This window comes from Uliginosibacterium sp. H1 (assembly GCF_036017065.1).
GTDB lineage: Bacteria > Pseudomonadota > Gammaproteobacteria > Burkholderiales > Rhodocyclaceae > Uliginosibacterium.
Genome location: NZ_JAYXHR010000003.1, coordinates 244,020 through 264,746 on the forward strand (window position 1 = coordinate 244,020; position 20,727 = coordinate 264,746).

At 65.1% G+C, this 20,727-nt stretch carries 23 protein-coding genes; 9 read left to right on the forward strand and 14 right to left on the reverse strand.

The window, feature by feature from the left end; genetic code table 11:
- Positions 1-296: 296 nt before the first annotated feature.
- From VVD47_RS17775 to VVD47_RS17805, 7 genes are all read left to right on the forward strand, one after another.
- Positions 297-3,863, forward strand: a complete 3,567-nt coding sequence (locus tag VVD47_RS17775; RefSeq protein WP_327604855.1) for a PAS domain S-box protein — start codon at positions 297-299, stop codon at positions 3,861-3,863.
- A 1-nt stretch (position 3,864) separates the two neighbouring features.
- The gene (locus VVD47_RS17780) at positions 3,865-4,317 is read left to right on the forward strand and encodes a response regulator (RefSeq protein ID WP_327604856.1); all 453 of its coding nucleotides are present in this window, start codon (positions 3,865-3,867) and stop codon (positions 4,315-4,317) included.
- A 169-nt stretch (positions 4,318-4,486) separates the two neighbouring features.
- Positions 4,487-5,119, forward strand: coding sequence for a ubiquinol-cytochrome c reductase iron-sulfur subunit (gene petA / locus VVD47_RS17785; RefSeq protein WP_327604857.1), 633 nt, complete (start codon positions 4,487-4,489; stop codon positions 5,117-5,119).
- A 3-nt stretch (positions 5,120-5,122) separates the two neighbouring features.
- Positions 5,123-6,511: a cytochrome b gene (locus VVD47_RS17790; protein WP_327604858.1), complete on the forward strand. Its 1,389-nt coding sequence runs from the start codon at positions 5,123-5,125 to the stop codon at positions 6,509-6,511.
- On the forward strand, positions 6,508-7,278 hold the full coding sequence (locus tag VVD47_RS17795; protein WP_327605126.1) for a cytochrome c1: 771 nt from the start codon (positions 6,508-6,510) through the stop codon (positions 7,276-7,278). Before VVD47_RS17790 ends, VVD47_RS17795 begins: the two co-directional genes overlap by 4 nt.
- A 101-nt stretch (positions 7,279-7,379) precedes the next feature.
- The gene (locus VVD47_RS17800; protein ID WP_327604859.1) at positions 7,380-7,976 is read left to right on the forward strand and encodes a glutathione S-transferase N-terminal domain-containing protein; all 597 of its coding nucleotides are present in this window, start codon (positions 7,380-7,382) and stop codon (positions 7,974-7,976) included.
- 80 nt (positions 7,977-8,056) lie between these two features.
- Positions 8,057-8,524, forward strand: a complete 468-nt coding sequence (locus VVD47_RS17805) for a ClpXP protease specificity-enhancing factor (protein ID WP_327604860.1) — start codon at positions 8,057-8,059, stop codon at positions 8,522-8,524.
- 43 nt (positions 8,525-8,567) lie between these two features.
- Here the strand turns inward: VVD47_RS17805 and VVD47_RS17810 are convergent, their stop codons facing one another.
- From VVD47_RS17810 to rpmB, 6 genes are all read right to left on the reverse strand, one after another.
- Positions 8,568-9,773 (reverse strand): glycosyltransferase, encoded by a 1,206-nt coding sequence (locus tag VVD47_RS17810; RefSeq protein ID WP_327604861.1) that lies wholly within the window; start codon positions 9,771-9,773, stop codon positions 8,568-8,570.
- A gap of 63 nt (positions 9,774-9,836) precedes the next feature.
- Positions 9,837-10,925 (reverse strand): histidinol-phosphate transaminase, encoded by a 1,089-nt coding sequence (gene hisC / locus VVD47_RS17815; protein WP_327604862.1) that lies wholly within the window; start codon positions 10,923-10,925, stop codon positions 9,837-9,839.
- A gap of 19 nt (positions 10,926-10,944) precedes the next feature.
- A complete protein-coding gene (locus VVD47_RS17820; RefSeq protein ID WP_327604863.1) occupies positions 10,945-12,183 on the reverse strand; it encodes a DUF1015 domain-containing protein in 1,239 nt (412 codons plus the stop codon).
- Positions 12,184-12,220: 37 nt separating this feature from the next.
- Entirely contained in the window at positions 12,221-13,294 is a 1,074-nt protein-coding gene (locus tag VVD47_RS17825; protein ID WP_327604864.1) for a 3-deoxy-7-phosphoheptulonate synthase, read from the reverse strand.
- A 161-nt stretch (positions 13,295-13,455) separates the two neighbouring features.
- Entirely contained in the window at positions 13,456-13,623 is a 168-nt protein-coding gene (gene rpmG, locus VVD47_RS17830) for a 50S ribosomal protein L33 (protein WP_327604865.1), read from the reverse strand.
- Positions 13,624-13,647: 24 nt separating this feature from the next.
- Complete coding sequence (rpmB, locus tag VVD47_RS17835; RefSeq protein ID WP_327604866.1) at positions 13,648-13,884, reverse strand: 50S ribosomal protein L28; 237 nt, start codon at positions 13,882-13,884, stop codon at positions 13,648-13,650.
- 103 nt (positions 13,885-13,987) lie between these two features.
- Between rpmB and tsaD the strand changes: the two genes are divergently transcribed.
- On the forward strand, positions 13,988-15,028 hold the full coding sequence (gene tsaD / locus VVD47_RS17840) for a tRNA (adenosine(37)-N6)-threonylcarbamoyltransferase complex transferase subunit TsaD (protein ID WP_327604867.1): 1,041 nt from the start codon (positions 13,988-13,990) through the stop codon (positions 15,026-15,028).
- Between the two features lie 35 nt (positions 15,029-15,063).
- Here the strand turns inward: tsaD and VVD47_RS17845 are convergent, their stop codons facing one another.
- The 3 genes from VVD47_RS17845 to plsY all read right to left on the reverse strand — a co-directional run bounded on the left by VVD47_RS17845 (position 15,064) and on the right by plsY (position 17,090).
- Positions 15,064-15,717, reverse strand: a complete 654-nt coding sequence (locus VVD47_RS17845; RefSeq protein WP_327604868.1) for a 3-oxoacid CoA-transferase subunit B — start codon at positions 15,715-15,717, stop codon at positions 15,064-15,066.
- 4 nt (positions 15,718-15,721) lie between these two features.
- Positions 15,722-16,369 (reverse strand): CoA transferase subunit A, encoded by a 648-nt coding sequence (locus VVD47_RS17850; protein WP_327604869.1) that lies wholly within the window; start codon positions 16,367-16,369, stop codon positions 15,722-15,724.
- Positions 16,370-16,478: 109 nt separating this feature from the next.
- The gene (gene plsY / locus VVD47_RS17855; protein ID WP_327604870.1) at positions 16,479-17,090 is read right to left on the reverse strand and encodes a glycerol-3-phosphate 1-O-acyltransferase PlsY; all 612 of its coding nucleotides are present in this window, start codon (positions 17,088-17,090) and stop codon (positions 16,479-16,481) included.
- A gap of 101 nt (positions 17,091-17,191) precedes the next feature.
- On the opposite strand from plsY, the gene VVD47_RS17860 reads away from it, so the two are divergent.
- Entirely contained in the window at positions 17,192-17,602 is a 411-nt protein-coding gene (locus VVD47_RS17860) for a dihydroneopterin aldolase (protein ID WP_327604871.1), read from the forward strand.
- 60 nt (positions 17,603-17,662) lie between these two features.
- On the opposite strand, the gene VVD47_RS17865 is transcribed toward VVD47_RS17860, so the two are convergent.
- The 5 genes from VVD47_RS17865 to VVD47_RS17885 all read right to left on the reverse strand — a co-directional run bounded on the left by VVD47_RS17865 (position 17,663) and on the right by VVD47_RS17885 (position 20,726).
- Complete coding sequence (locus VVD47_RS17865) at positions 17,663-18,022, reverse strand: H-NS histone family protein (RefSeq protein WP_327604872.1); 360 nt, start codon at positions 18,020-18,022, stop codon at positions 17,663-17,665.
- A gap of 117 nt (positions 18,023-18,139) precedes the next feature.
- Entirely contained in the window at positions 18,140-19,045 is a 906-nt protein-coding gene (gene xerD, locus VVD47_RS17870; RefSeq protein WP_327604873.1) for a site-specific tyrosine recombinase XerD, read from the reverse strand.
- Positions 19,042-19,509, reverse strand: coding sequence for a methylated-DNA--[protein]-cysteine S-methyltransferase (locus VVD47_RS17875; protein WP_327604874.1), 468 nt, complete (start codon positions 19,507-19,509; stop codon positions 19,042-19,044). The genes xerD and VVD47_RS17875 overlap by 4 nt, the downstream gene beginning before the upstream one ends.
- 214 nt (positions 19,510-19,723) lie before the next feature.
- Positions 19,724-20,353 carry a chalcone isomerase family protein gene (locus VVD47_RS17880; protein ID WP_327604875.1) on the reverse strand — a complete coding sequence of 210 codons (630 nt, stop codon included), beginning with the start codon at positions 20,351-20,353 and terminating at the stop codon, positions 19,724-19,726.
- Between the two features lie 163 nt (positions 20,354-20,516).
- Positions 20,517-20,726, reverse strand: coding sequence for a hypothetical protein (locus VVD47_RS17885; protein ID WP_327604876.1), 210 nt, complete (start codon positions 20,724-20,726; stop codon positions 20,517-20,519).
- Position 20,727: the final 1 nt, after the last annotated feature.

Below are 20,727 nucleotides of genomic sequence, written 5' to 3' on the forward strand. Positions count from 1 at the left end.
CCGAAGACCTTTGCGCCCGGCCCGTGCGGTTCAAGAAAACCGCGTGCCGGGCCGTGAATCCGGGGGCGGTCTGTCGGCCGTCAAGGTTGGTAGTCAACAATTCCCGTTCCGTATCACGCGAGAAGCCGTAACAAAATGATGCAGCGCCCGTTGCACCATCCTGTCTCCGCTGGCTGTAGTGTTGGCGGCTTCCGGGCTGGCTCGCCCGCTTGCCGCCCTTTCCAGTTCCCGCCATCCATGCTCCAGTTCCCGTCTTTCCGCACCGGTGCCGCCGCTGCAATCTGCCAGGAGACGGCATGACCCGGCCGCCGGTTGCGCTGCGTTATCTGCTGGGCCTGCTCCTGCTGGTGCTGGCCTACCTGGTCAGTGGTCGTCTCGGCCTGATGCTGGCGACGCCGCCGGACTACGCCACGGCCGTCTTCCCCGCCGCCGGCATCGCGCTTGGCGTGCTGCTCGTCGGTGGCTGGCGCCTGTGGCCCGGCGTGTGGCTGGGCGCCGTGTTCCTGCAGACGATGGCCTTGCCGGTTGCCGGGGAGACGAGTTCATGGGGCGTGGCGTCGCTGATCGCCACCGGCGCGACGCTGCAGGCCCTGGCCGGGCAGTGGCTGGTCCGCCGCTTCAGTGGCTATCCGCAGCCGCTCCAGCGTGGCTGGGCGATCTTCCTCATGCTGTTGCTGGGCGGCCCGGTGAGCTGCCTGCTCTCGTCCAGCATCGGCGTGGTCGTGCTGGCCAGGATGGACATCCTGCCCGTCGATGCCCTGCTGTGGAACTGGCTGACCTGGTGGGCCGGCGACAGCCTGGGCGTGCTGACCTTCATGCCGCTGGTGCTGTGCCTGGGCGGGAAGCCCGTCGAGGAGTGGCACCGCCGCCGGTGGACGGTCGGCCTGCCCGTGCTGGCGAGTTTCTGCCTGGCGGTGATGGTGTTCCTGTGGGTCGATGGCGCCGAACGGCAACGCATCGCGCTGGAATTCCAGACCGAGACCGCTGCGTATGCCCAGGTGATGCAGGCCGAGGTCAGCCAGACCATCGACATCACCGAGGCGCTGGCCAGTCACGGTGGCGTCGGCGGTGGCCCGAGCCGTGGCGATTTCGCGCGCATGTACCAGCGCAACCTGCGCAGCCTCGACAGCATCCAGGCGCTGGCCTGGGTGCCGAGGGTGCCGGCGGATCAGCGCGCCGCATTCGAGCGTGCAGCGCGTGCCGAAGGGCTCGCGAGCCAGGACCCGAGAGTGGTCGAGGCGATGCGGGACTATGCCATCCGGGTGGTGCCGGACTCGCCGGCCACGGGCTTGCGCGACGAGGGCGAACACGAACACTACCCCTACCTGTTTCTCGAACCGCTGGCGAGCTACCCGAACGCGCTGGGCCTGGATCTGGCGGCCAGCGCCGAACGGCGCGACACGGTGCTGGCGGCGCGCGATCGCGGCCAGACGATGATGAGCCCGCCGCTGAACTTCCGCGTTGGCGACGGCAGGAGCCAGGGTGTGCTGATCGTCAGCCCGGTGTATAGCGGGGACACCGTGCCGGCCAGCCTGGCCGGGCGTCGCCGCGACCTGGCGGGCGTGATCGTGAGCGTGGTGCGTATCGATCGCGTGGTCAGCAACGCATTGCCCAGCCTGCAGGTGCGCGGCGTCGGGCTGGAGATCCTCGACGAGGCCGGGGGGACGCCGCTGCACAGTTTCTTCACCGCTCATCCGCCGGTACCGGTGACCGGCGAATTGCGCAGCGTGGTGGGGCGCCCGCGCACCGAACACCACATCGATCTCGGTGGCCGCACCTGGCGCTTGCGTTTCGAGGCCTCCGCGCAGTACGTGCTGGCACGCCAGGGGCCGGTGCCGATGCTGACCCTGCTGGCCGGCATGCTCATCACCGCGCTGGTGGGTGGCGTGATGATGTTCGTCACCGGGCGCATGTTCCGCACCGAGGCGCTGGCCGGGGAGCTGGTGCTGTCGGGTGCCGAAGTCAGTCGGCAGGCCATCGAGCTGAGCGAGGAGGTCGAACAGCGCAGCAAGACCGAGGAGGCGCTGCGCCGTAGCGAAACGCAGCTGCGCCTGCTGACGGACTCCATCCCGGCGCTGATCGCCTACCTGGACAGCGATCTGCACTACCGCTTCATCAACGCCACCTACGAGCGCTGGTGCGGCATACCGCAGTCGGAGATCCTCGGCATGAGCTTGCCGGCGCTGCGCGCCGAAGGCTATGCACGCCTGCGCCCGTATGTCGAACGGGTGCTGGCTGGCGAACGGGTGATGTTCAATACCCGCTTCCACGACCACTCGCGCGGCGTCGACATCGACGTGGAGGTCAGCTACGTGCCACACCGGCAGGTGGACGGCGTGGTGGTCGGCTTCTTCGCGATGGGTGTGGATACCACCGACCGCCTGCGCGCGCAGAACAACCAGCAACTGGCGATGATCGTCGAGAGCTCGTCGGACGCCATCATCGGCATCGACGCGGACGGCCTCATCACCGCCTGGAACCCTGCCGCCGAGCGGCTCTACCGCTACACCGCCGGCGAGGCGGCCGGCCAGCCGCTCGGCATGCTGATGTCGGAGGCGCGCCGCAAGGCGTTCGAGACCTCGCTGGCGGCCGTCCGTGCCGGCCAGCGGGTCGACCAGAGCGAAGCCCAGCATCGCCGCAGTGACGGCCACCTGGTCGAAGTGGCGCTGTCCATGTCGCCGATGGTCGATGAAATCGGCCGGGTGACCGGCGCGGCCCTGGTGATCCGGGACATCGCCGAGCAGAAGCGTGCCCAGGCCCTGCTAGTGCAGGCGATCCTGGCCGCTCCGTATGCCACCCTCATGACCGACGAACAGGGCAAGGTTCAGCTCGCCAACCGCGAGGCCGAGCGCCTGTTCGGCTACAGCCGCGACGATTTCGTCGGGATGCAGGTTGAAGAACTGGTGCCAGAAGCCCAGCGCGGTGCCCACGCCGAGTTGCGTGGCGGCTACACGCAGAGTCCGCGTGGGCGGGCCATGGTCGGGCGTGAGCTCAAGGCCCGTCACCGGGATGGGACAGAGATTCCGGTGGAGATCGGATTGAGTCCCATCGATCGCCCGGAGGGCCGTGTTTTCGTCGCTGCGTTGATCGACACCACGACGCGCAGGCTTGCCGAGCAGGCCCTGGCGGAGCGTTCGGCTGCGCTGGAGCGGGTGAATGCCGAACTGGCGCGCAGCAACCGCGATCTCGACGACTTCGCCTACGTGGCCTCGCACGACCTCAAGGCACCGCTGCGCGCAGTGGACAACCTGTCCTCGTGGATCGAGAAGGACGCCGCCGGGCTGCTACCGGAAAAGTCGAGCCGCCATCTGCAGTTGCTGCGTAGTCGCGTGCGGCGCATGGACCACCTGCTCGACGATCTGCTGCAGTACGCGCGCGCCGGCCAGCCCGAGGGCGCGGCAGAGGAGGTGGACCTGCGCGAGATGGTGCGTGAGCTGCGCGACCTGCTGGGGCCGCCGCCGGGTTTCCGGCTCGACGTGGTGGGCGAATTGCCGAGCCTGCAGGCCTATCGTGTGCCGCTGCGGCTCGTCCTGCTCAACCTCGTCAGCAATGCCTTCAAGCACCACGACCGCGAACAGGGCTGCGTGGAGATCAGTGCGCGCGACCAGGGCAGCCATATCGAGGTGGATGTCTGCGACGACGGCCCCGGCGTGGCACCGGAACATCACGAACGCATCTTCGGCATGTTCCAGACCTTGCGTCCGCGCGATGAAGTGGAAGGCAGCGGCATGGGGCTGGCGATCGTCAAGCGGACCGTGGAGTCACATGGGGGCAGCGTGCGGGTCGACTCCTGGTCCGGCCGGGGCGCCTGTTTCCGCTTCACCTGGCGCAAGCTGGCGCCCTCGCGTGCGGAGGAGGGCTGACATGAGTCCGTCACGACGCCCCGCGCTGCGCCTCCTGCTGGTGGAGGACGATGAGGTCGACCGCGAGGCCGTCGAGCGCGCCGTCGAGGAGGCGGCGCAGCTCGGGCTGGAAGAAGGTTTCGCCTGCCAGGTCCATCATGCCCGTGACGGCGACGAGGCCCTGGCCCTGCTGCGCGGAGGATCCCAGGCGCCGCTGCCGCATCCCTGCCTGATCCTCCTCGACATCAAGCTGCCGCGCATGGGCGGGCTGGAGTTCCTGGCCTGCCTGCGGGCGGATCCGGACCTGACGGATTGCGTGGTCTTCGTGCTGACCACTTCCGAAAAACCCGAGGACCGCGCCGGCGCCTATCGCAGCCATGTCGCAGGCTACGTCAGCAAGCGGCGCGTGTCCGAAGCGCCGGGCGCGCTGGCCGGCCTCTTGCTGGCCTACTGGCGCCTCGTCGACCTTCCCTGAGCGTTTTTCACGCCTTTCCGACCCCGGGGCGTCTGTCCGTCTTTCCGCGCAAACCCAATGGCAGTGCGGCTTTGAGGGGGGCAGACGCAGTCAAGGCTTTAATCTGGTGGGGCGATCTCGCTATAATCCGGCAGTTTTTCGATAACAAGTAACCTTCTCGGGGTAACCGATGAGCGACGCCAAACTTGACGCACCCGGCGAACACGCTGGCTGCGCCTGCAGTCTTGATGCCTCTCGCCGTAACCTGATCGCGGCGACAGCCGTGGTTGGCGGCGCAGCAGGTCTGGGTGCAGCTGTACCCTTTGCAGTTAGCTTTGCGCCATCCGAGCGTGCCAAGGCCGCTGGTGCTCCGGTGGAAGTGGACATCGGTGGCATGCTGCCCGGTGAGTTGAAAACCGTTGAGTGGCAAGGCAAGCCGGTGTGGATCCTGCGCCGAACGCCGGAGATGCTGGCTTCGCTGAAAAAGACCGACGATCTGGTCGCCGATCCCGAGTCGCTACGTGCGAAGCAGCCTGCCTATATCAAGGGTGAGGCTCGTGCGATCAAGGATGAGTTTTTTGTCTGTGAAGGTATCTGTACGCACCTGGGCTGCTCCCCGACTGCCAAGATGGCGTTGGGTTCCGAGAGCGGCATCAGCGACAGCTGGCAGGGGGGGTTCCTGTGCCCCTGCCATGGCTCGCTGTTCGATCTGGCTGGTCGCGTCTACAAGAGCATGCCCGCACCGGACAACCTAGTGGTGCCGAAGCATACTTATCTCTCCGACACCCGCCTGCTGATCGGCGAAGACAGCAAGGAGTCCTGATCCATGCAGAAGCAAGCCCAACAACTGCTGGACTGGGTCGACGCCCGCTTCCCCCTGACCTTCCTGTGGGAGAGCCAGTGGGGCAAGTACGTCGCGCCGAAGAATTTCAACTTCTGGTACATCTTCGGCTCGCTGGCGATGCTGGTGCTGGTGATTCAGATCGTCACCGGCATTTTCCTGGTGATGCACTACAAGCCGGATGCCTCGTTGAATGCGGCGGGCGTGCCGGTGGCCTTCGCCAGCGTCGAATACATCATGCGCGACGTGCCCGGTGGCTGGATCATCCGCTACCTGCACTCGACCGGGGCCTCGGCGTTCTTCGTCGTCGTGTACCTGCACATGTTCCGCGGTCTCATGTACGGCTCGTACCGCAAGCCGCGCGAGCTGGTGTGGCTGTTCGGCGTGGCGATCTTCCTGTGCCTGATGGCCGAGGCTTTCTTCGGCTATCTGCTGCCCTGGGGACAGATGTCCTTCTGGGGGGCGCAGGTGATCGTGAACCTCTTTGGTTCTGTTCCGCTGATCGGTGAGTACTTGTCACTCTTGATCCGCGGCGATTACGTGGTGAGCGACGCGACGCTGAACCGCTTCTTCAGCTTCCACGTCATCGCCATCCCGCTGGTGCTGATCGGCCTGGTGGCGGCCCACCTCACCGCGCTGCACGAGGTCGGCTCGAACAACCCGGACGGCGTGGAAATCAAGAAGCAGCCCAAGGATGCGAACGGCATTCCGCTGGACGGCATCTACAGCCACCCGTACTACACGATCAAGGACATCTTCGGTGCCGTGGTCTTCCTGTTCGTGTTCGCGGCGGTGGTGTTCTTCATGCCCGAGGGCGGTGGCTACTTCCTGGAGTTCAACAACTTCATCCCGGCCGATCCGCTGAAGACGCCGCCGCACATTGCGCCGGTCTGGTACTTCACGCCGTATTACTCGATCCTGCGTGCCACGACCTCCGACTTCATGCTGTGGCTGGGAGTCTTCGTGCTGATCGTCGGTGGCCTGAGCTTCTTCTCGCTGCGCCACAAGCTGGCGAAGCTGGCCGCTGTCGGCGTCACCGGTGTGCTGGTGCTGGGCTTCATCTTCCTGGACGCCAAGTTCTGGGGCGTGGTGCTGATGGGCGTGTCGGTGCTGCTGTTCGCGCTGCTGCCCTGGCTGGACCGCAGCCCGGTGAAGTCGATCCGCTACAAGGGCTCGCTCTACAAGGCCGTCCTGGCGGTGTTCGTCGTGTGCTTCGTGGTGCTGGGCTACCTCGGCATCCTGCCGCCGACGCCGGTGGGCACCATCGTGTCGCAGATCTGCTCGATTCTCTATCTGGGCTTCTTTGCGTTCATGCCGTGGTACACGGCGATGGACAGGACGCAGCCCGAACCGGAAAGGGTCACTTGGCAATGAGCTTCAAGAACAAGATCCTTCGCGCACTGATCGCGACGGTTGCCTTCGCCACGGCCGCGGCCACCCATGCCGCCGGCCCCGAACTGCGCCTCGACAAGGCGCCCCTGCAGTTCGACAACGCTTCGCTGCAGCACGGCGCCAAGTTGTTCATCAACTACTGCCTGAACTGCCACAGCGCCAGCTACCTGCGCTACAACCGCCTGCAGGAAATCGGCCTGAGCGACCAGCAGATCAAGGACAACCTGCTGTTCACGGCCGACAAGGTGGGTGACCTGATGACGGTGGGCATGCGTCCGGCCGAAGCCAAGCAATGGTTCGGCGCAGCCCCGCCCGACCTGACCGTCATCGCCCGCTCGCGTGCCTCGCACTACGGCAGCGGCGCCGACTGGCTGTACACCTACCTGCGCCAGTTCTACCGCGACACCAACCGGCCGACCGGCTGGAACAACGTCGTGTTCGAGAACGTCGGCATGCCGCACGCGCTGTGGGATCTGCAGGGCGAACAGGTGGCCCATTTCGTCGAGCGCGAAGACGGCCATGGCGGCAAGGCCAAGCATCTGGAGCGCCTGGAGATCGTCAAGGCCGGCAAGATGCCGAAGGAAGAGTATGACGAGGCTGTCGCCGATCTCGTCTCCTTCATCACCTGGATGGGTGAGCCGTCCCAACACAACCGCAAGTTGATCGGCGGGTGGGTGCTGGCCATTCTGGCCGTTCTGGGTGTCCTGACCTACCTGCTGAAGCGTTCCATCTGGAAAGACCTGCATTGAACGGGTGTGTCACTGAAATGTTAGTTTCCCGTCGTGAGCACGATGTGGCGCCTACGCGCCGTATCGTGCGTGATTCCGAGTATTCCTGGAGTAACTCCGCAATGATGAATCTCTATTCCGGTACAACGGACCCCCTTAGCCACCGTTGCCGGATTGTGCTCTTCGAGAAGGGCATGGACTTTCAGGTCATCGATGTTGACCTGTTCAACAAGCCCGAAGACATCGCCGTCATCAACCCGTACAACCGCGTGCCGGTGCTGGTTGATCGCGATCTCGTGCTGTACGAGCCGAACATCATCAACGAGTACATCGACGAGCGCTTCCCGCATCCGCAGTTGATGCCCGCCGACCCGATCATGCGCGCCCGTGCCCGCCAGCTGCTGCACTCGCTGGAGCAAGAGCTGTTCGTGCACATCGAGGCCCTGGAGAAGAACCAGAAGGGCGTCGAGAAGGTGCGTGCCCATGTGCGCGACCAGTTGCTGCAACTGGCGCCGATGTTCACCAAGCAGAAGTTCATGCTGGGTGACGAGTTCTCCATGCTGGACGTGGCCATCGCGCCGCTGCTGTGGCGCCTGGAGCACTACGGCATCGAGCTGGGCAAGAATGCCGCCCCGCTGATGAAGTATGCCGAGCGCATCTTCACCCGCCAGGGCTTCATCGATGCCCTGACGCCGTCCGAACGGGCGATGCGTCGCTAAGCTTCCCGCGCGGCACCTCGGTGCCGCGTGGCGTATTTGCCGTCATCCAACACCGATCCACCCGCGATCCGTTTCCGGTCATGTCAGCGCCCGCTTCCTCCAAGCCCTACCTGATCCGTGCCATCTTCGACTGGTGCGTGGACAACGGCTTCACGCCGCACGTGGTCGTCATCGTCGACACGACCACGCGCGTGCCCAATGCCTACGTGAAGGACGGGCAGATCGTGTTGAACATCGCGCCTTACGCGACCAACGGGCTCACCATCTCCAACGACGACATCACCTGCCAGGCCCGCTTTGGCGGTGTCGCGCACAGCCTCTTCGTGCCGATCTCGAACGTAGTGGCTATCTACGCCCGCGAGAACGGGCAGGGCATGGCTTTCGAGCTCGGCAATGCGGCTGGCAGCGGTGGCATCGAGCTGGACGGCTCGTCGGAGGCTTCACCGCAGCAGGTGGAGCTGGATTCGCCCGCTGCTGGTGAGGATGGCGATGCGGACGACAAGCCGCCGACCCCGCCGGCGCGCGGTCACCTGCGCGTCATCAAGTAGCTTCAGGCCATCCGCCCGCGCGAGCTCGCAGCGCGGCTCGCCATCAGGCGGCGGCGCGCTGGGCGCCCGCCACCTCCAGGCTTGCCGATGGCTTGCCCGCACAGACGTTGTCGTACAGCCGCGCCACCCGCTCGGCCATCGCACGGGCTTCCCACTGGCGTGCGTAGCTGCGGGCTTCTTCGCCCAGTTGCGCCAGGCGCGCCGGGTTCTTCAGCAGCGCAACGGCCTGGTTGGCGAAGGCGGAGGCGTCTTCCGGCGCGGTCATCTCGCGCGGGGCGGGCTCCAGGATGTCGCGTGTTCCCATGATCGACAGCGCCAGTGCCGGCGTCCCCAGCGCCATGGCTTCCAGCAGGACGAGTCCCTGCGTTTCCGTTCGCGAAGCGAATACGAAGAGATCCGCTGCGCGATAGCAATCGAGCAGTTCGTGGCGGCGATCCAGGTAGCCGAGGAAGCGCACGTTGTCGTCCAGGCCCATGCTGCGGGTGCGCTCGCGCAGATCGGCCAGGGCCGGACCCTCGCCGGTCACCAGCAGCAGGACGTCGGGAATCTGCTGGCGGATGCGGGCCGTGACCTCGAACAGGAAGGGAATGTTCTTCTCGAAGGCGACTCGTCCCACGAAAAGCAGCAAGGGGCGATCCTTCGGGATCTGGTAGCGGTTGCGGAAGTAGTCGCCATCGCCTCCCTGGTAGCGGTCGGCTGGCAGCCCGGTCGGCAGGATGTGCATGGGCGAGGTGACGCCGTAGCCACGCAGGGTGTCGGCCATGGCGCGCGAGGGCACGATCAGCGCGTCGAGCGCATTGCACTGGCCGCGCGAAAACCTGCGTGCCAGCCCGCGCAGCCATTCGCGCCGCAGGAAGGGAATGTAGTGGTACAGGTACTCTTCGAAATAGGTGTGGTAGCTGGCGATCACCGGCAGCTTGAGCATGCGTGCGATCTCGATGCCCATGTAATGAGCAACGAAGGGCGTCTGGATATGTACGAGATCGAAGGCAGGGCCGCGGTAGTCGCGTAGCCAGGCGCGGATCGCCGCACGCTTCATCATGCGGTCCTCCGGGTCCATCGGCAGGTAGCGCGCGGGAATGCGGACGATGCCGTCCTCCCGGCTGTCATCCTCGCGTTGTGGATACTCGGGAGCGATCAGTGTGCTGCGCACGCCGATGGCATGCAGGTCACTGCGGAAGGTTTCGATCGACGTCGATACCCCGTTGATGCGGGGGAAGTAGACGTCGGAGATCATCAGGACGTTCATGCGATGCCGTCAGTGGCCTGGATGGCCCACTGTAGCGGCGTGCAATGAACGTTTTGTTGCAGCTCAGGCCGTGGTGATGGCGGCCAGCGCGTCCACCAGCAGGCCGCACTGCGTTTCGGTACCCACAGTGATGCGCAGGAACCGGGCGATACGCTCCGGTTGCCGGAAGTGGCGCACGATGATGCTGCGCTCGCGCAGCGCTGCAGCCAGTCCGGCAGCGTCGTGACCAGGATGATGTGCGAAAACGAAGTTCGCGGCCGAGGGCTGCACCTCGAAACCGAGCCCGGTCAGTGCCGAGACCAGCGCCTCGCGGCTGCGAACGACCCGCGCGCAACAGTCGCGAAACCAGGCATCGTCCTCGATCGCGGCAACGCCGCCGACGATGGCAAGCCGGTCGAGCGGATATGAGTTGAAGCTGTTCTTGACCCGCTCCAGCGCCTCGACCAAGGCGGGATGGCCCAGCGCGAAGCCGACCCGGAGGCCCGCCAGCGCACGCGACTTGGAGAAGGTCTGCACGACAAGCAGGTTGTCGTGCTCGGCCACCAGCGAGGCTGCGCTTTCGGCACCGAAGTCGACATAGGCCTCGTCCACCACCACGACGCAATCAGGTCGTGCCTGCAGCAGGCGACGGATCTCGGCCAGCGGCAGGGCGCGGCCGGTCGGTGCGTTGGGGTTCGGGAAGATGATGCCGCCGGCATCCCCTGCTACGTCCGGCAGGTAGTCATCGATCCGGATGCCAAAGCCATCATCCAGCGGCACGACGCGCGGCTCGATGCCGTACAGCCCGGCATACACCGGGTAGAAGCTGTAGCTGATGTCCGGGAACAGCAGCGGCGCGTCGTGCTGCAGCAGGCCCATGAAAGCGTGCGCCAGTACTTCGTCCGAGCCGTTGCCGACGAACACCTGCGTAGCCTGCATGCCGAAATGTCGGGCGATGGCCTGCTTCAGCAGATCGGCATTCGGGTCCGGGTAGAGACGCAGACGCTCGCCATCGCCCGCGGCGAGTTCGGCCTGGATCGCCGCAGCGACGCGGGGCGAAGGGCCGTAGGGGCTTTCGTTGGTGTTCAGCTTGACGAGGTTCGGCAGCTTCGGCTGCTCGCCCGGCACATAGGGGGTCAGGCGGTGGACCAGCGGGCTCCACAGGCGGCTCATGCGGCGATTGCTTTCCTGCTCAGTCGAGAACGTGCGACACCATGCCGTCGGCCAGCTTCGGTTCGAACCAGGTCGACTTCGGCGGCATGATCTGGTCGGCGTCCGCGACGGCCATCAGATCGCTCATGGTGGTGGCATACATCGCGAAAGCCACGGCCATCTCGCCGCTGTTCACGCGCTTCTCCAGTTCCGGCAGGCCGCGGATGCCGCCGACGAAATCGATACGCTTGTCGCGACGCAGGTCGGCGACGCCGAGGATGGGGTCGAGGATGTGCGTGGTCAGCAGGCTGACGTCCAGGCGGGCGACCGGGTCCTCAGGCACCAGGGCCGGCTTGATCGACAGCTTGTGCCACTTGCCGGCGACGTATACGCCGACCTCGCCGTGGCGCGACGGCTTCACCGGCGTGCTGCTCGGCTCGACGGAGTAGGACTCACCGACGCGCGCCAGGAAGTCCTCGACGCTCAGGCCGTGCAGGTCGGTGACCACGCGGTTGTAATCGAGGATCTTCAACTGGTGGTCGGGGAAGATCACTGACAGGAAGTAGTTGTAGCTTTCATCGCCGGTGTGCGCAGGGTTAGCCGCCTTGCGCGCCGCGCAGACGCGCGAGGCTGCTGCGGAGCGGTGATGGCCGTCGGCGATGTACAGCGCCGGCATGGCGTCGAAGGTGGTGCTGATCTTGGCAATGGTCTCTGCATCGCGGATCGCCCACAGCGTGTGGCGGATGCCGTCGTCGGCGGTGGCATCCGCGTCCGGCGTCAGGGCCGTGGTCTTCTGCAGGATCGTGTCGATGTCCGCGGCGTTGGTATAGGCCAGGAACACCGGGCCGGTCTGCGCGTTCAGCGCTTCGATCTGGCGTACGCGGTCGTCTTCCTTGTCCGGGCGGGTCAGTTCGTGGCGGCGGATGCGGTTGGTGTCGTAGTCCTTGCAGGATGCAGCAGCGACCAGACCGGTCTGAACGTGGCTGCCCATGACGATGCGATACACGTAGTAGCAGGCCGTTGCGTCCTGGGCGATCACGCCGGCGGCGAGCATTGCGTCCAGGTTCTCGCGGGCCTTGGCATACACCTCGGCGCTGTAGAGATCGGTGCCCAGCGGCAGGTCGATTTCCGGCTTGGAGATGTGCAGGAAGCTCCAGGGCTTGCCGGCCACGCGCTGGCGCGCCTCGTCGCTGGACAGCACGTCGTAGGGCGGAGCGATGATGTCGGCGGCACGGCCAGCGGCGGGGCGCAGGCCTTTGAAGGGCTGGATCAGGGGCATCGTTGTTCCTTGTTCTGGATTCGGTTCGGCAGGGGGCTCAGGCTTTGCGGGCGGCAATGACCGGACGCAGCACCTCGCGCGCCTGGCGCAGCATCTCTTCGGTCGTGTTCCAGCCCACGCAGGCATCGGTGACCGAGCACCCGTACTTCAGTTGCGACAGATCGGCGGGAATCGGCTGGTTGCCGGCTTCGAGATGACTTTCGATCATCACGCCGACGATGGAACGGTTGCCGTCGCGGATCTGGTGCACCACGTCCTTCATCACCAGCGGTTGCAGCTCCGGCTTCTTCCAGGAGTTGGCGTGCGAACAGTCGATGACGACGTTCTGCGGCAGCCTGGCCTTGGCCAGGGCCTGTTCGGCGAGCGACACGGACACGGTGTCGTAGTTCGGGCGGCCACCGCCGCCACGCAGCACGAGGTGGCCGTGCTTGTTGCCGCGGGTGCGGATGACGGCCGTCGAGCCCTGCTCGTTGATGCCCAGGAAACTGTGTGGCGCGGCGGCTGACAGGATGCCGTTGGTGGCGGCGTCCAGCGAACCATCGGTGCCGTTCTTGAAGCCGACCGGTGTCGACAGGCCGGAAGCCATCTCGCGGTGGGTCTGCGATTCCGAGGTGCGCGCGCCGATGGCGGTCCAGCTCACCAGATCGCCGTAGTACTGCGGGGCGATGGGGTCGAGGGCCTCGGTCGCGGCCGGCAGGCCGATTTCCGCCACGTCGTGCAGGAAGCGGCGGCCGCGCTCCATGCCTTCCTCGATGTGAAAGGAGTCGTCCATGCGCGGATCGTTGATGAAGCCCTTCCAGCCCGTGGAGGTGCGCGGCTTCTCGAAATACACGCGCATCACCACGTACAGGGTGTCGGCGACTTCCTCGGCCAGTGCCTTCAGGCGACGCGCGTAGTCCAGCCCGGCTTCCGGGTCGTGGATGGAACAGGGGCCGACGATCACGAAGGGGCGCTGGTCGGCGCGGTCGAGGATGCGGCCCAGCGTAGTGCGGCCAGCCAGCACGGTGGCGGCGGCCTTGTCGGACAGCGGCACGCGATCCTTGATCTCGGCCGGCGAGGGCATGCGGTCGAAGGATGCGACGTTGAGGTTTTCGGTGCTCGGATGGCTCATCACCAGCTCCTTGCAAAGGTTCGGATCGAGGAACAGTTCAGAGGCCGAATGCGTGTCGGCCTGAAAACACAAAGGCCCGCGTGCAGCGGGCCTTTGTGTTCGGGCGTGAGCCCGTGGGAACCAGCAACTCGGCAACGGGCTGCGCCGTTACCGGGTGGGCATCACTTCAGCTTGGTTTCCTTGTAGACCACGTGCTTGCGGGCAACCGGGTCGTACTTGGTGAACTCCAGCTTTTCAGGAGTGGTGCGCTTGTTCTTGTTGGTCGTGTAGAAGTGGCCGGTGCCCGCAGAGGACTCCAGCTTGATCTTTTCGCGTCCGCCTTTAGCCATGATGTTCTTCCTTGTCGCTCAGGCTCAGACGCGTTCGCCACGAGCACGCAGCTCGCTCAGCACGACGTCGATGCCCTTCTTGTCGATCAGGCGCAGACCGGCGTTCGAGACGCGCAGGCTGACCCAGCGGTTTTCGTTTTCAAGCCAGAAGCGGCGGTTCTGCAGGTTCGGCAGAAAACGACGCTTGGTCTTGTTGTTGGCGTGGGAAACGTTGTTCCCCACCATCGGGCCCTTGCCCGTAACTTGACACACTCGAGACATATCTCGCTCCAGATGCTGGTTCCGTGAAGCCCGCGATTCTATACCATTTTTCGTTCACAGCTCAAGCGCCCCGGCTGCCCGATCCGGTAAACTGGCGCTCATCATGACGTTCCCCGCTGTAAACAAGCTGGTCCTGGGCATCGAAAGCTCATGCGACGAGACCGGCATCGGCCTGTGCCATACCGAGCACGGCCTGCTGGCCCACCGGGTATTTTCCCAGATAGACCTGCATGCGGCCTACGGCGGCGTGGTGCCGGAGCTGGCTTCCCGCGACCATATCCGCCGCATCGTGCCGCTGTTGCGCGAGACTGCGGCCGCTGCGGGGCATCGCCTGCAGGATGTCGACGCCATCGGCTACACAGCAGGTCCCGGGTTGGCCGGCGCATTGCTGGTCGGTGCCAGTGTCGCGGAAGCCCTGGCGCTGGCGCTGGACGTGCCGGCCTATCCGATCCATCACCTCGAAGGCCACCTGCTGTCGCCGATGCTGGCGCCGGAGCGCCCTGAATTTCCCTTCGTCGCCCTGTTGGTCTCCGGCGGACACACCCAGTTGATGCGCGTCGGCGGCGTCGGTGATTACCGGTTGCTGGGTGAAAGCGTGGACGACGCGGCCGGCGAAGCCTTCGACAAGACGGCCAAGCTGATGGGGCTGGGCTACCCCGGCGGGCCGGCGCTGGCGAAGCTGGCGGAGCAAGGGGAGGCGGGGCGTTTCAGGCTGCCACGGCCGATGATCAACTCGGGCGACCTGGATTTCAGCTTCAGCGGCCTCAAGACCGCCGTGCTGACGGCCATGAAGCAACCGGCCTACGACGAAAGCCAGGCTTCCGATCTGGCTGCCGAGTTCCAGGCTGCCGTCGTCGATGTGCTCGCGAGCAAGGCGCTCGACGCGGTGAAGCGGGCCGGCCTGAAGCAACTGGTGGTCGCTGGCGGCGTTGGCGCTAACCTGGCATTGCGTGAGCGCCTGCATACCGCCATGCAGCGGCGCGGCGGCCAGGTGTTCTTCCCGCCGCTGGAATTCTGTTCGGACAATGGCGCGATGATCGCTTTTGCCTGTGCGCTGCGGGTGGCGCACGCGCAGTTGCCGGCTAACGGAGGGGGTTTCCGCATCCGGCCACGCTGGCCGCTGAGCGAACTGGCTGAGGCCTGAACGCGCAGTCGGCGGGTGGCGGCTAGGGTGTGGCCTTATTGCACGGCCATCGTGGGCACTGCGTCCGGGATGTCCAGTTCGGCCTCGGTCGCCGCCACCACTTCCGCCACGCTGACACCGGGCGCTGTTTCCAGTAGGCGCGCGCGCCCGCCTCCGAAGCCAATGACGGCCATGTCGGTGACCAGCAGGTCGATGGTTCTCACCGAGGTCAGTGGCAGGCTGCATTGGCGCACGATCTTCGGCTTGCCCTTCGCGGTGTGCTGCATCGCGACCACTACGCGGCGTGCCCCGGTCACCAGATCCATCGCTCCACCCATGCCGGGCACCATCTTGCCGGGGATCATCCAGTTGGCCAGGCGGCCGGCGGCGTCTACCTGCAGGCCACCCAGTACCGTCATGTCCAGGTGTCCGCCACGGATCAGCGCGAAGGACATCGCACTGTCGAAGGCGCAGGCGCCGGGCAAGGCGCTGACCGGGCGACCGCCGGCGTCGGTGAGGCGCGACTGGACCATGCCGGGTTCCGGCACCGGGCCGGTGCCGATGAGGCCATTCTCCGACTGGAAGAACACATTCACCCCGGCCGGTACGTGATTGGCGACCTGGGTGGGAATGCCGATGCCCAGGTTCACCAGCATGCCGTTGCGCAGTTCCAGCGCAATCCGTTTGGCGATCAGTTGCTGTGCGTCCATGGGCTCACTCGTGTCCGATCAGGTAGTCCACCAGCACGCCGGGCGTCATGACGTGATCCGGTGCAATGACGCCGGTGGGGACGATGTTCTCAGCGTCGACGATGACGGTGTCGGCGGCCATCGCGCACAGCGGATTGAAATTGCGGGAAGTCAGCGCGTAGGTAAGGTTGCCGAGGTAATCGGCGAGGAAGGCGCCAACGAATGCGAAGTCGGCCCGCAGTGCGACTTCCAGTAGGTAGTCGCGACCGTTGACGGCGATCTTCTGCTTTCCTTCTTCCACGATGGTGCCGACGCCGGTAGGGGTCAGCACGCCGCCCAGGCCACAACCACCCGAGCGGATGCGTTCGATCAGCGTGCCTTGTGGCACCAGTTCGCATTCGATCTCGCCTGCGATCAACTGTTGCTGCGTCACCGGATTGAGCCCGATGTGGCTGGCAATCACCTTGCTGACGAGGCGCGCATCGATGAGCTTGCCGATGCCCTGTCCGGGGGTGCAGGTGTCGTTGCCGATGATGGTGAGTCCGCGCTTGCCCTGGCGGACCAGTTCATCGATGAGGCAGTTGGGCGTGCCCACGCCCATGAAGCCCCCCACCATGATGCTTGCCCCGTCGGGAATCATGGCCACCGCGTTGGCGGCAGAGACGATCTGCATGCAGCCCCCTTGTCTGTCCGGCGCATGTGCGACTGCCGGATCGTCCGCAGGCTACGCGCTGTGCATCAAGCTTAGATGACAACGGCAAGCATGGGGCAGGCGTTGCGGTTCAGGAGGGTTTTTTCTTGCCGAGGCGGCCCTCGGTGCCGGCCAGCAGGCGGCGGATATTGTCCTGGTGGCGCCAGATCAGCACGGCGCTCATGAGCGCCACGGCCACCGTCCACGCGCCGCCCAGGCCGAACAGGTGCGCGAGAATCGGCGCGGCCACGGCAGCGACGATGGCTGCGAGCGAGGAGTAGCGGCTGATGGCCGCCGTGGCGATCCACAACACCAGCACGCTGCAGCCCAGTGCCCAGTGGATGCCGAGCAGAACCCCGGCTGCCGTGGCGACGCCCTTGCCGCCTTTGAAGCGCAGGAAGATCGAAAACACGTGTCCGAGGAAAACGGCCAACGCCACTGCCGCGATATGGGCAGTTTCCAGGCCCGCCTGGTCGCCGAAATGGCGGGCCAGCACGACGACGATCCAGCCCTTGGCCGCATCGCCGATCAGCGTGAGCAGTGCGGCCAGCTTGCTGCCGCTGCGCAGGACATTGGTCGCCCCCGGATTGCCGGAGCCAAAACTGCGAGGGTCCTGCAGTCCCATCGCGCGGCTCACCACGACCGCGAAGGGAATGGATCCGATCAGATAGGCAAGGACAAGTGCGGCTAGAATCGTCAGCATGGTTTGCAATCGGCGGGATTCAATGTGGCTGGATTGGTGAAGGGCATTCGTGACCGGGCACGCGCTCCGGGTGTGAAAGGCGTGACGGGAGTGGCCCGGACATGAGCGACAGCGATCATATATTCATTGAGGGGCTGCGCGTCGAGGCGCAGGTCGGTATCTATCCCCGTGAGCGGGTGCTGAAACAGCCGCTGGAGATCGATCTTCGCCTGGGCATGGCAGCGCATGCCGGGCGGCGCGACGATATTGCCGACACCATCGATTACGACAAGACGGTGCAGCGCATCCGCCAGGTGCTGGCAGAGCGGCAGTTCAATCTGCTGGAAGCGCTGGCCGAGTTTCTCGCCGGCATGCTCATCGAGGAATTCGGAGCGCGCTGGGTGCGGCTGGCAATTGCCAAGCCCGGCGTCATCCGCGGTGTGAGGCGGATCGGCGTCAATATCGAACGTTATGCGGTCGAACGTCATGCGGTCGAACGCCACGCCGATTCGGTAACTCAGGCGCGCCCCTGAAATCATTCAAGCTGCCGGCCGGGACCTGCCGGCAGCTTCATTACGCCTGATCAGTCTTGCTCAGCTGATCAGCAGGCCATCCAGCGGCTTGCCGTTGGCGAGCCATGCAGCCACCCATTGCGGCTTGCGGCCGCGGCCGGTCCAGGTCTGGTTGGCGTCGTTGGGATTGCGGTATTTGGGCTTGACCTTGCCACGCGAACCGCCAGCGGCTTTCTTGGGCGCCTTGCTGCCGCTGCTACGGGCGGGGCTGGCAGGCTTGCTTCCCAGCAGATCATTCAGGGATACGCCGGCTTCGCTGGCCAGTTTCTGGACCTTCTTCAGCAGCGTCTTGCGGGTGGTGTCGTCACGGCGGGCGATTTCCGCGTCGACGCGGGTTTTCAGGCGCTTGAGTTCGGTGACGGAAAGCTTGCTCAGTTCCATATCTCGATTATCCCTATGGTTGTAATGCGGCAACCGGTTGCCTGTTTCAACAAATACGCAATCAGCCGAAACAAGTCAAGAAAATAACCGGATAAACAATGTTTAATCTCGTGTGATTCAACCGCGCGGATGGTGATGGGCGTGCAGTTGTTTCAATCGTTCGCGCGCGACATGGGTATAGATCTGTGTCGTCGATATATCGGCATGGCCCAGCAGCAATTGCACGACCCGCAGGTCGGCGCCGTGATTGAGCAGATGGGTGGCGAAGGCGTGGCGCAGGGTATGCGGCGAAATGCGCGCCGAGGCAATGCCGGCCTGCACCGCGTGCTGCTTGATGATGCGCCAGAACATCTGGCGGCTCATGCCATTGCCGAAACGGTTCAGGAAGAGGGTGTCATCGCGTGCGGACGTCGCCAGTATTGCGCGCGACCCGGAAATGTATTTCCTGATCCATTCGAGCGCCCATTCGCCGAGTGGGATCAGCCGTTCCTTGGAGCCCTTGCCCATGACCTTGACGACACCTGCCGTGAGGTCGATTTCGAACATCCTGAGGCTCACCAGTTCGCTGACGCGCAAGCCGGTGGCGTAAAGGGTCTCGATCATTGCGCGATCGCGCAGCCCGAACGGTGTGTGGATATCCGGCGCAGCCAGCAGGGCTTCGACTTCCTTCTCACTGAGCGTCTTCGGAAACCGCGTCGGCATGATGGCCGTGTCGATATTCAGGCTGGGGTCGACGGCAATATGACTTTCGGCCAATGCCCAACGGAAAAAGCGGCGCATCGAGGAAATGGCACGGCGCTGGCTGCTGGCCTTGCTGCGCTGGCTCAGGTCGCGAACATAGGCGTCGAGCCTGGCTTTGTCGCAATGCGCGAGATCGCCCCCTTGGCTGGTCAGCCAGGCGCTCAGGCCCTTGAGGTCGTTGCGATAGGCGTCCAGCGTGTTGCGCGACAAACCGTCTTCCAGCCATACCGTGTCGATAAAGGCATCGACCAGCGCGATATCGGTGGCTGCCGCCTGGCTCATAAAGCCCGTTCGTGGTGCAGCAGCCAGCGCTTGGCGTCCAGCAACCAGCCGTCGCGCGCATGCGCGAACCCGCCCAGGCCGGTGCGCGCGACGACGCGGTGGCAAGGCACGACGAGAGGATAGGGGTTGTTGCCGCAGGCCTGTCCGACGGCGCGCGCGGCGCTGCCCAGTTCGTCCGCCAGTTCGCCATAACTGCGCGTACGGCCACTGGGAATGGCAGCAATGCCTTGCCAGACGCGGTTCTGGAAGGCCGTGCCCTGGGGCGCGAGAGGCAGGCACGGCAGATTGCGGGCATCGGCCAGGTAGCGTTCGATCTCGGCCACGAAGACCTCGGCCAATGCGTCCTGCGCGGGTTTCAGTGCAGTGTCCGGCGGCAGGTAGACGATGCTGCGGAATTCGTCGGCCGCGTATCGGGCACCGAGCTTGCCGAAGGGCGTGGCGATGACGACATCGCAGGCAATCATGGGCTCATGCGGAGAGGGGTGACGAGCGGATTATGCCGGGCATCGCCCGTCATGGGCGGCAGGCGATCGGAAACAGGAGGCCGGAAATAGGAGGGCCGGCAGTACTTGCGCACTGCCGGCCCGTCGCTCTACCCCAAGAGCGAAGAAACGCTGAATTCGATTAAACGATAACGTCAGTTGGCGATTTTGGCAAATTATTTTGCGTTGCAACCAACTACTGTGGCTTGCCGAGCAGTGCAGCGCGCAGGTCTTCCTGCGCCGGCTGGGCTCCCAGCCAGATGCGTAGTAGCGCCTGGTAGAACTCGGCGCCCGGAATGTCCTCACCACGCTGCGTCTCCGCCACGGTGAGGCGGGTGCCGCGTTCTGGCAGATAGTCCAGCCGGATGACCGTCTTCTCCGGCGCCTTGCCAACCGCCAGCATCGTCTTGCGGAAGCTCTCGATCCGGCTGCCCAGGGCTTCCAGCTCCGGCTTCGAGAGGTTCTTCTGCAGGCTTTCGACGAGGCTGTCGGCGAGTTGCTCGCCCGACAACTCGCGCAAGGTCACGATCTGTACGCGTCGGGGCGGGTTGCCAGCCAGTGCGGTCGAGGCGCTGTCCGTCTTCACCGGCAGGTAAAGACCGATCACGTAGACCTTGAACATGAGCCGGGTGCGCAGGCCGGCACCGTTGAGCACCAGCTCCTGGCCAGCCACGCTGACCTTGTCGTCGAGCTTGACGCCCCCCACCTCTGTCGCCTGGCTGTTCTGCACCAGCAGGATCGCGATGGCAACGAGCAGGACGGACGAGGCCCGCAGGAGTTTGCTGATACCGGTGCGGGCGGCGTTGCGGGCAGCGACAGTGCGCATGGAGGCCTCCGTTGGCGACGATTCCCTACGCTAGCGTATGGATTGAGGTTGCGAAAGGAGGGCTTGCCCTTAGGGCCAGGATGAACGCCCGGATGAAAAAAGCCCCCGCAAGCGGGGGCCCTGGATGCGTATCGCCTGCCAGCCGAAGCGGGCCGCAGAGCGATCAAGACCAGCGCATGAACACCCCAGCCAGCGCGACGACGATACCCAGCCACCACAGCAACACGCCCAGTGGCTGCAGGTATTCATGCACTCGCGTGGCCGGCGCGAACTGGGCGAAGGGCACACCGGGCTTGCGGAAGACGGTCCAGCCAATCAGCGGCAGGGCGATGCCGACGAGGATGCACAGCGTGATGAGGTTTTCCTGGCTCATG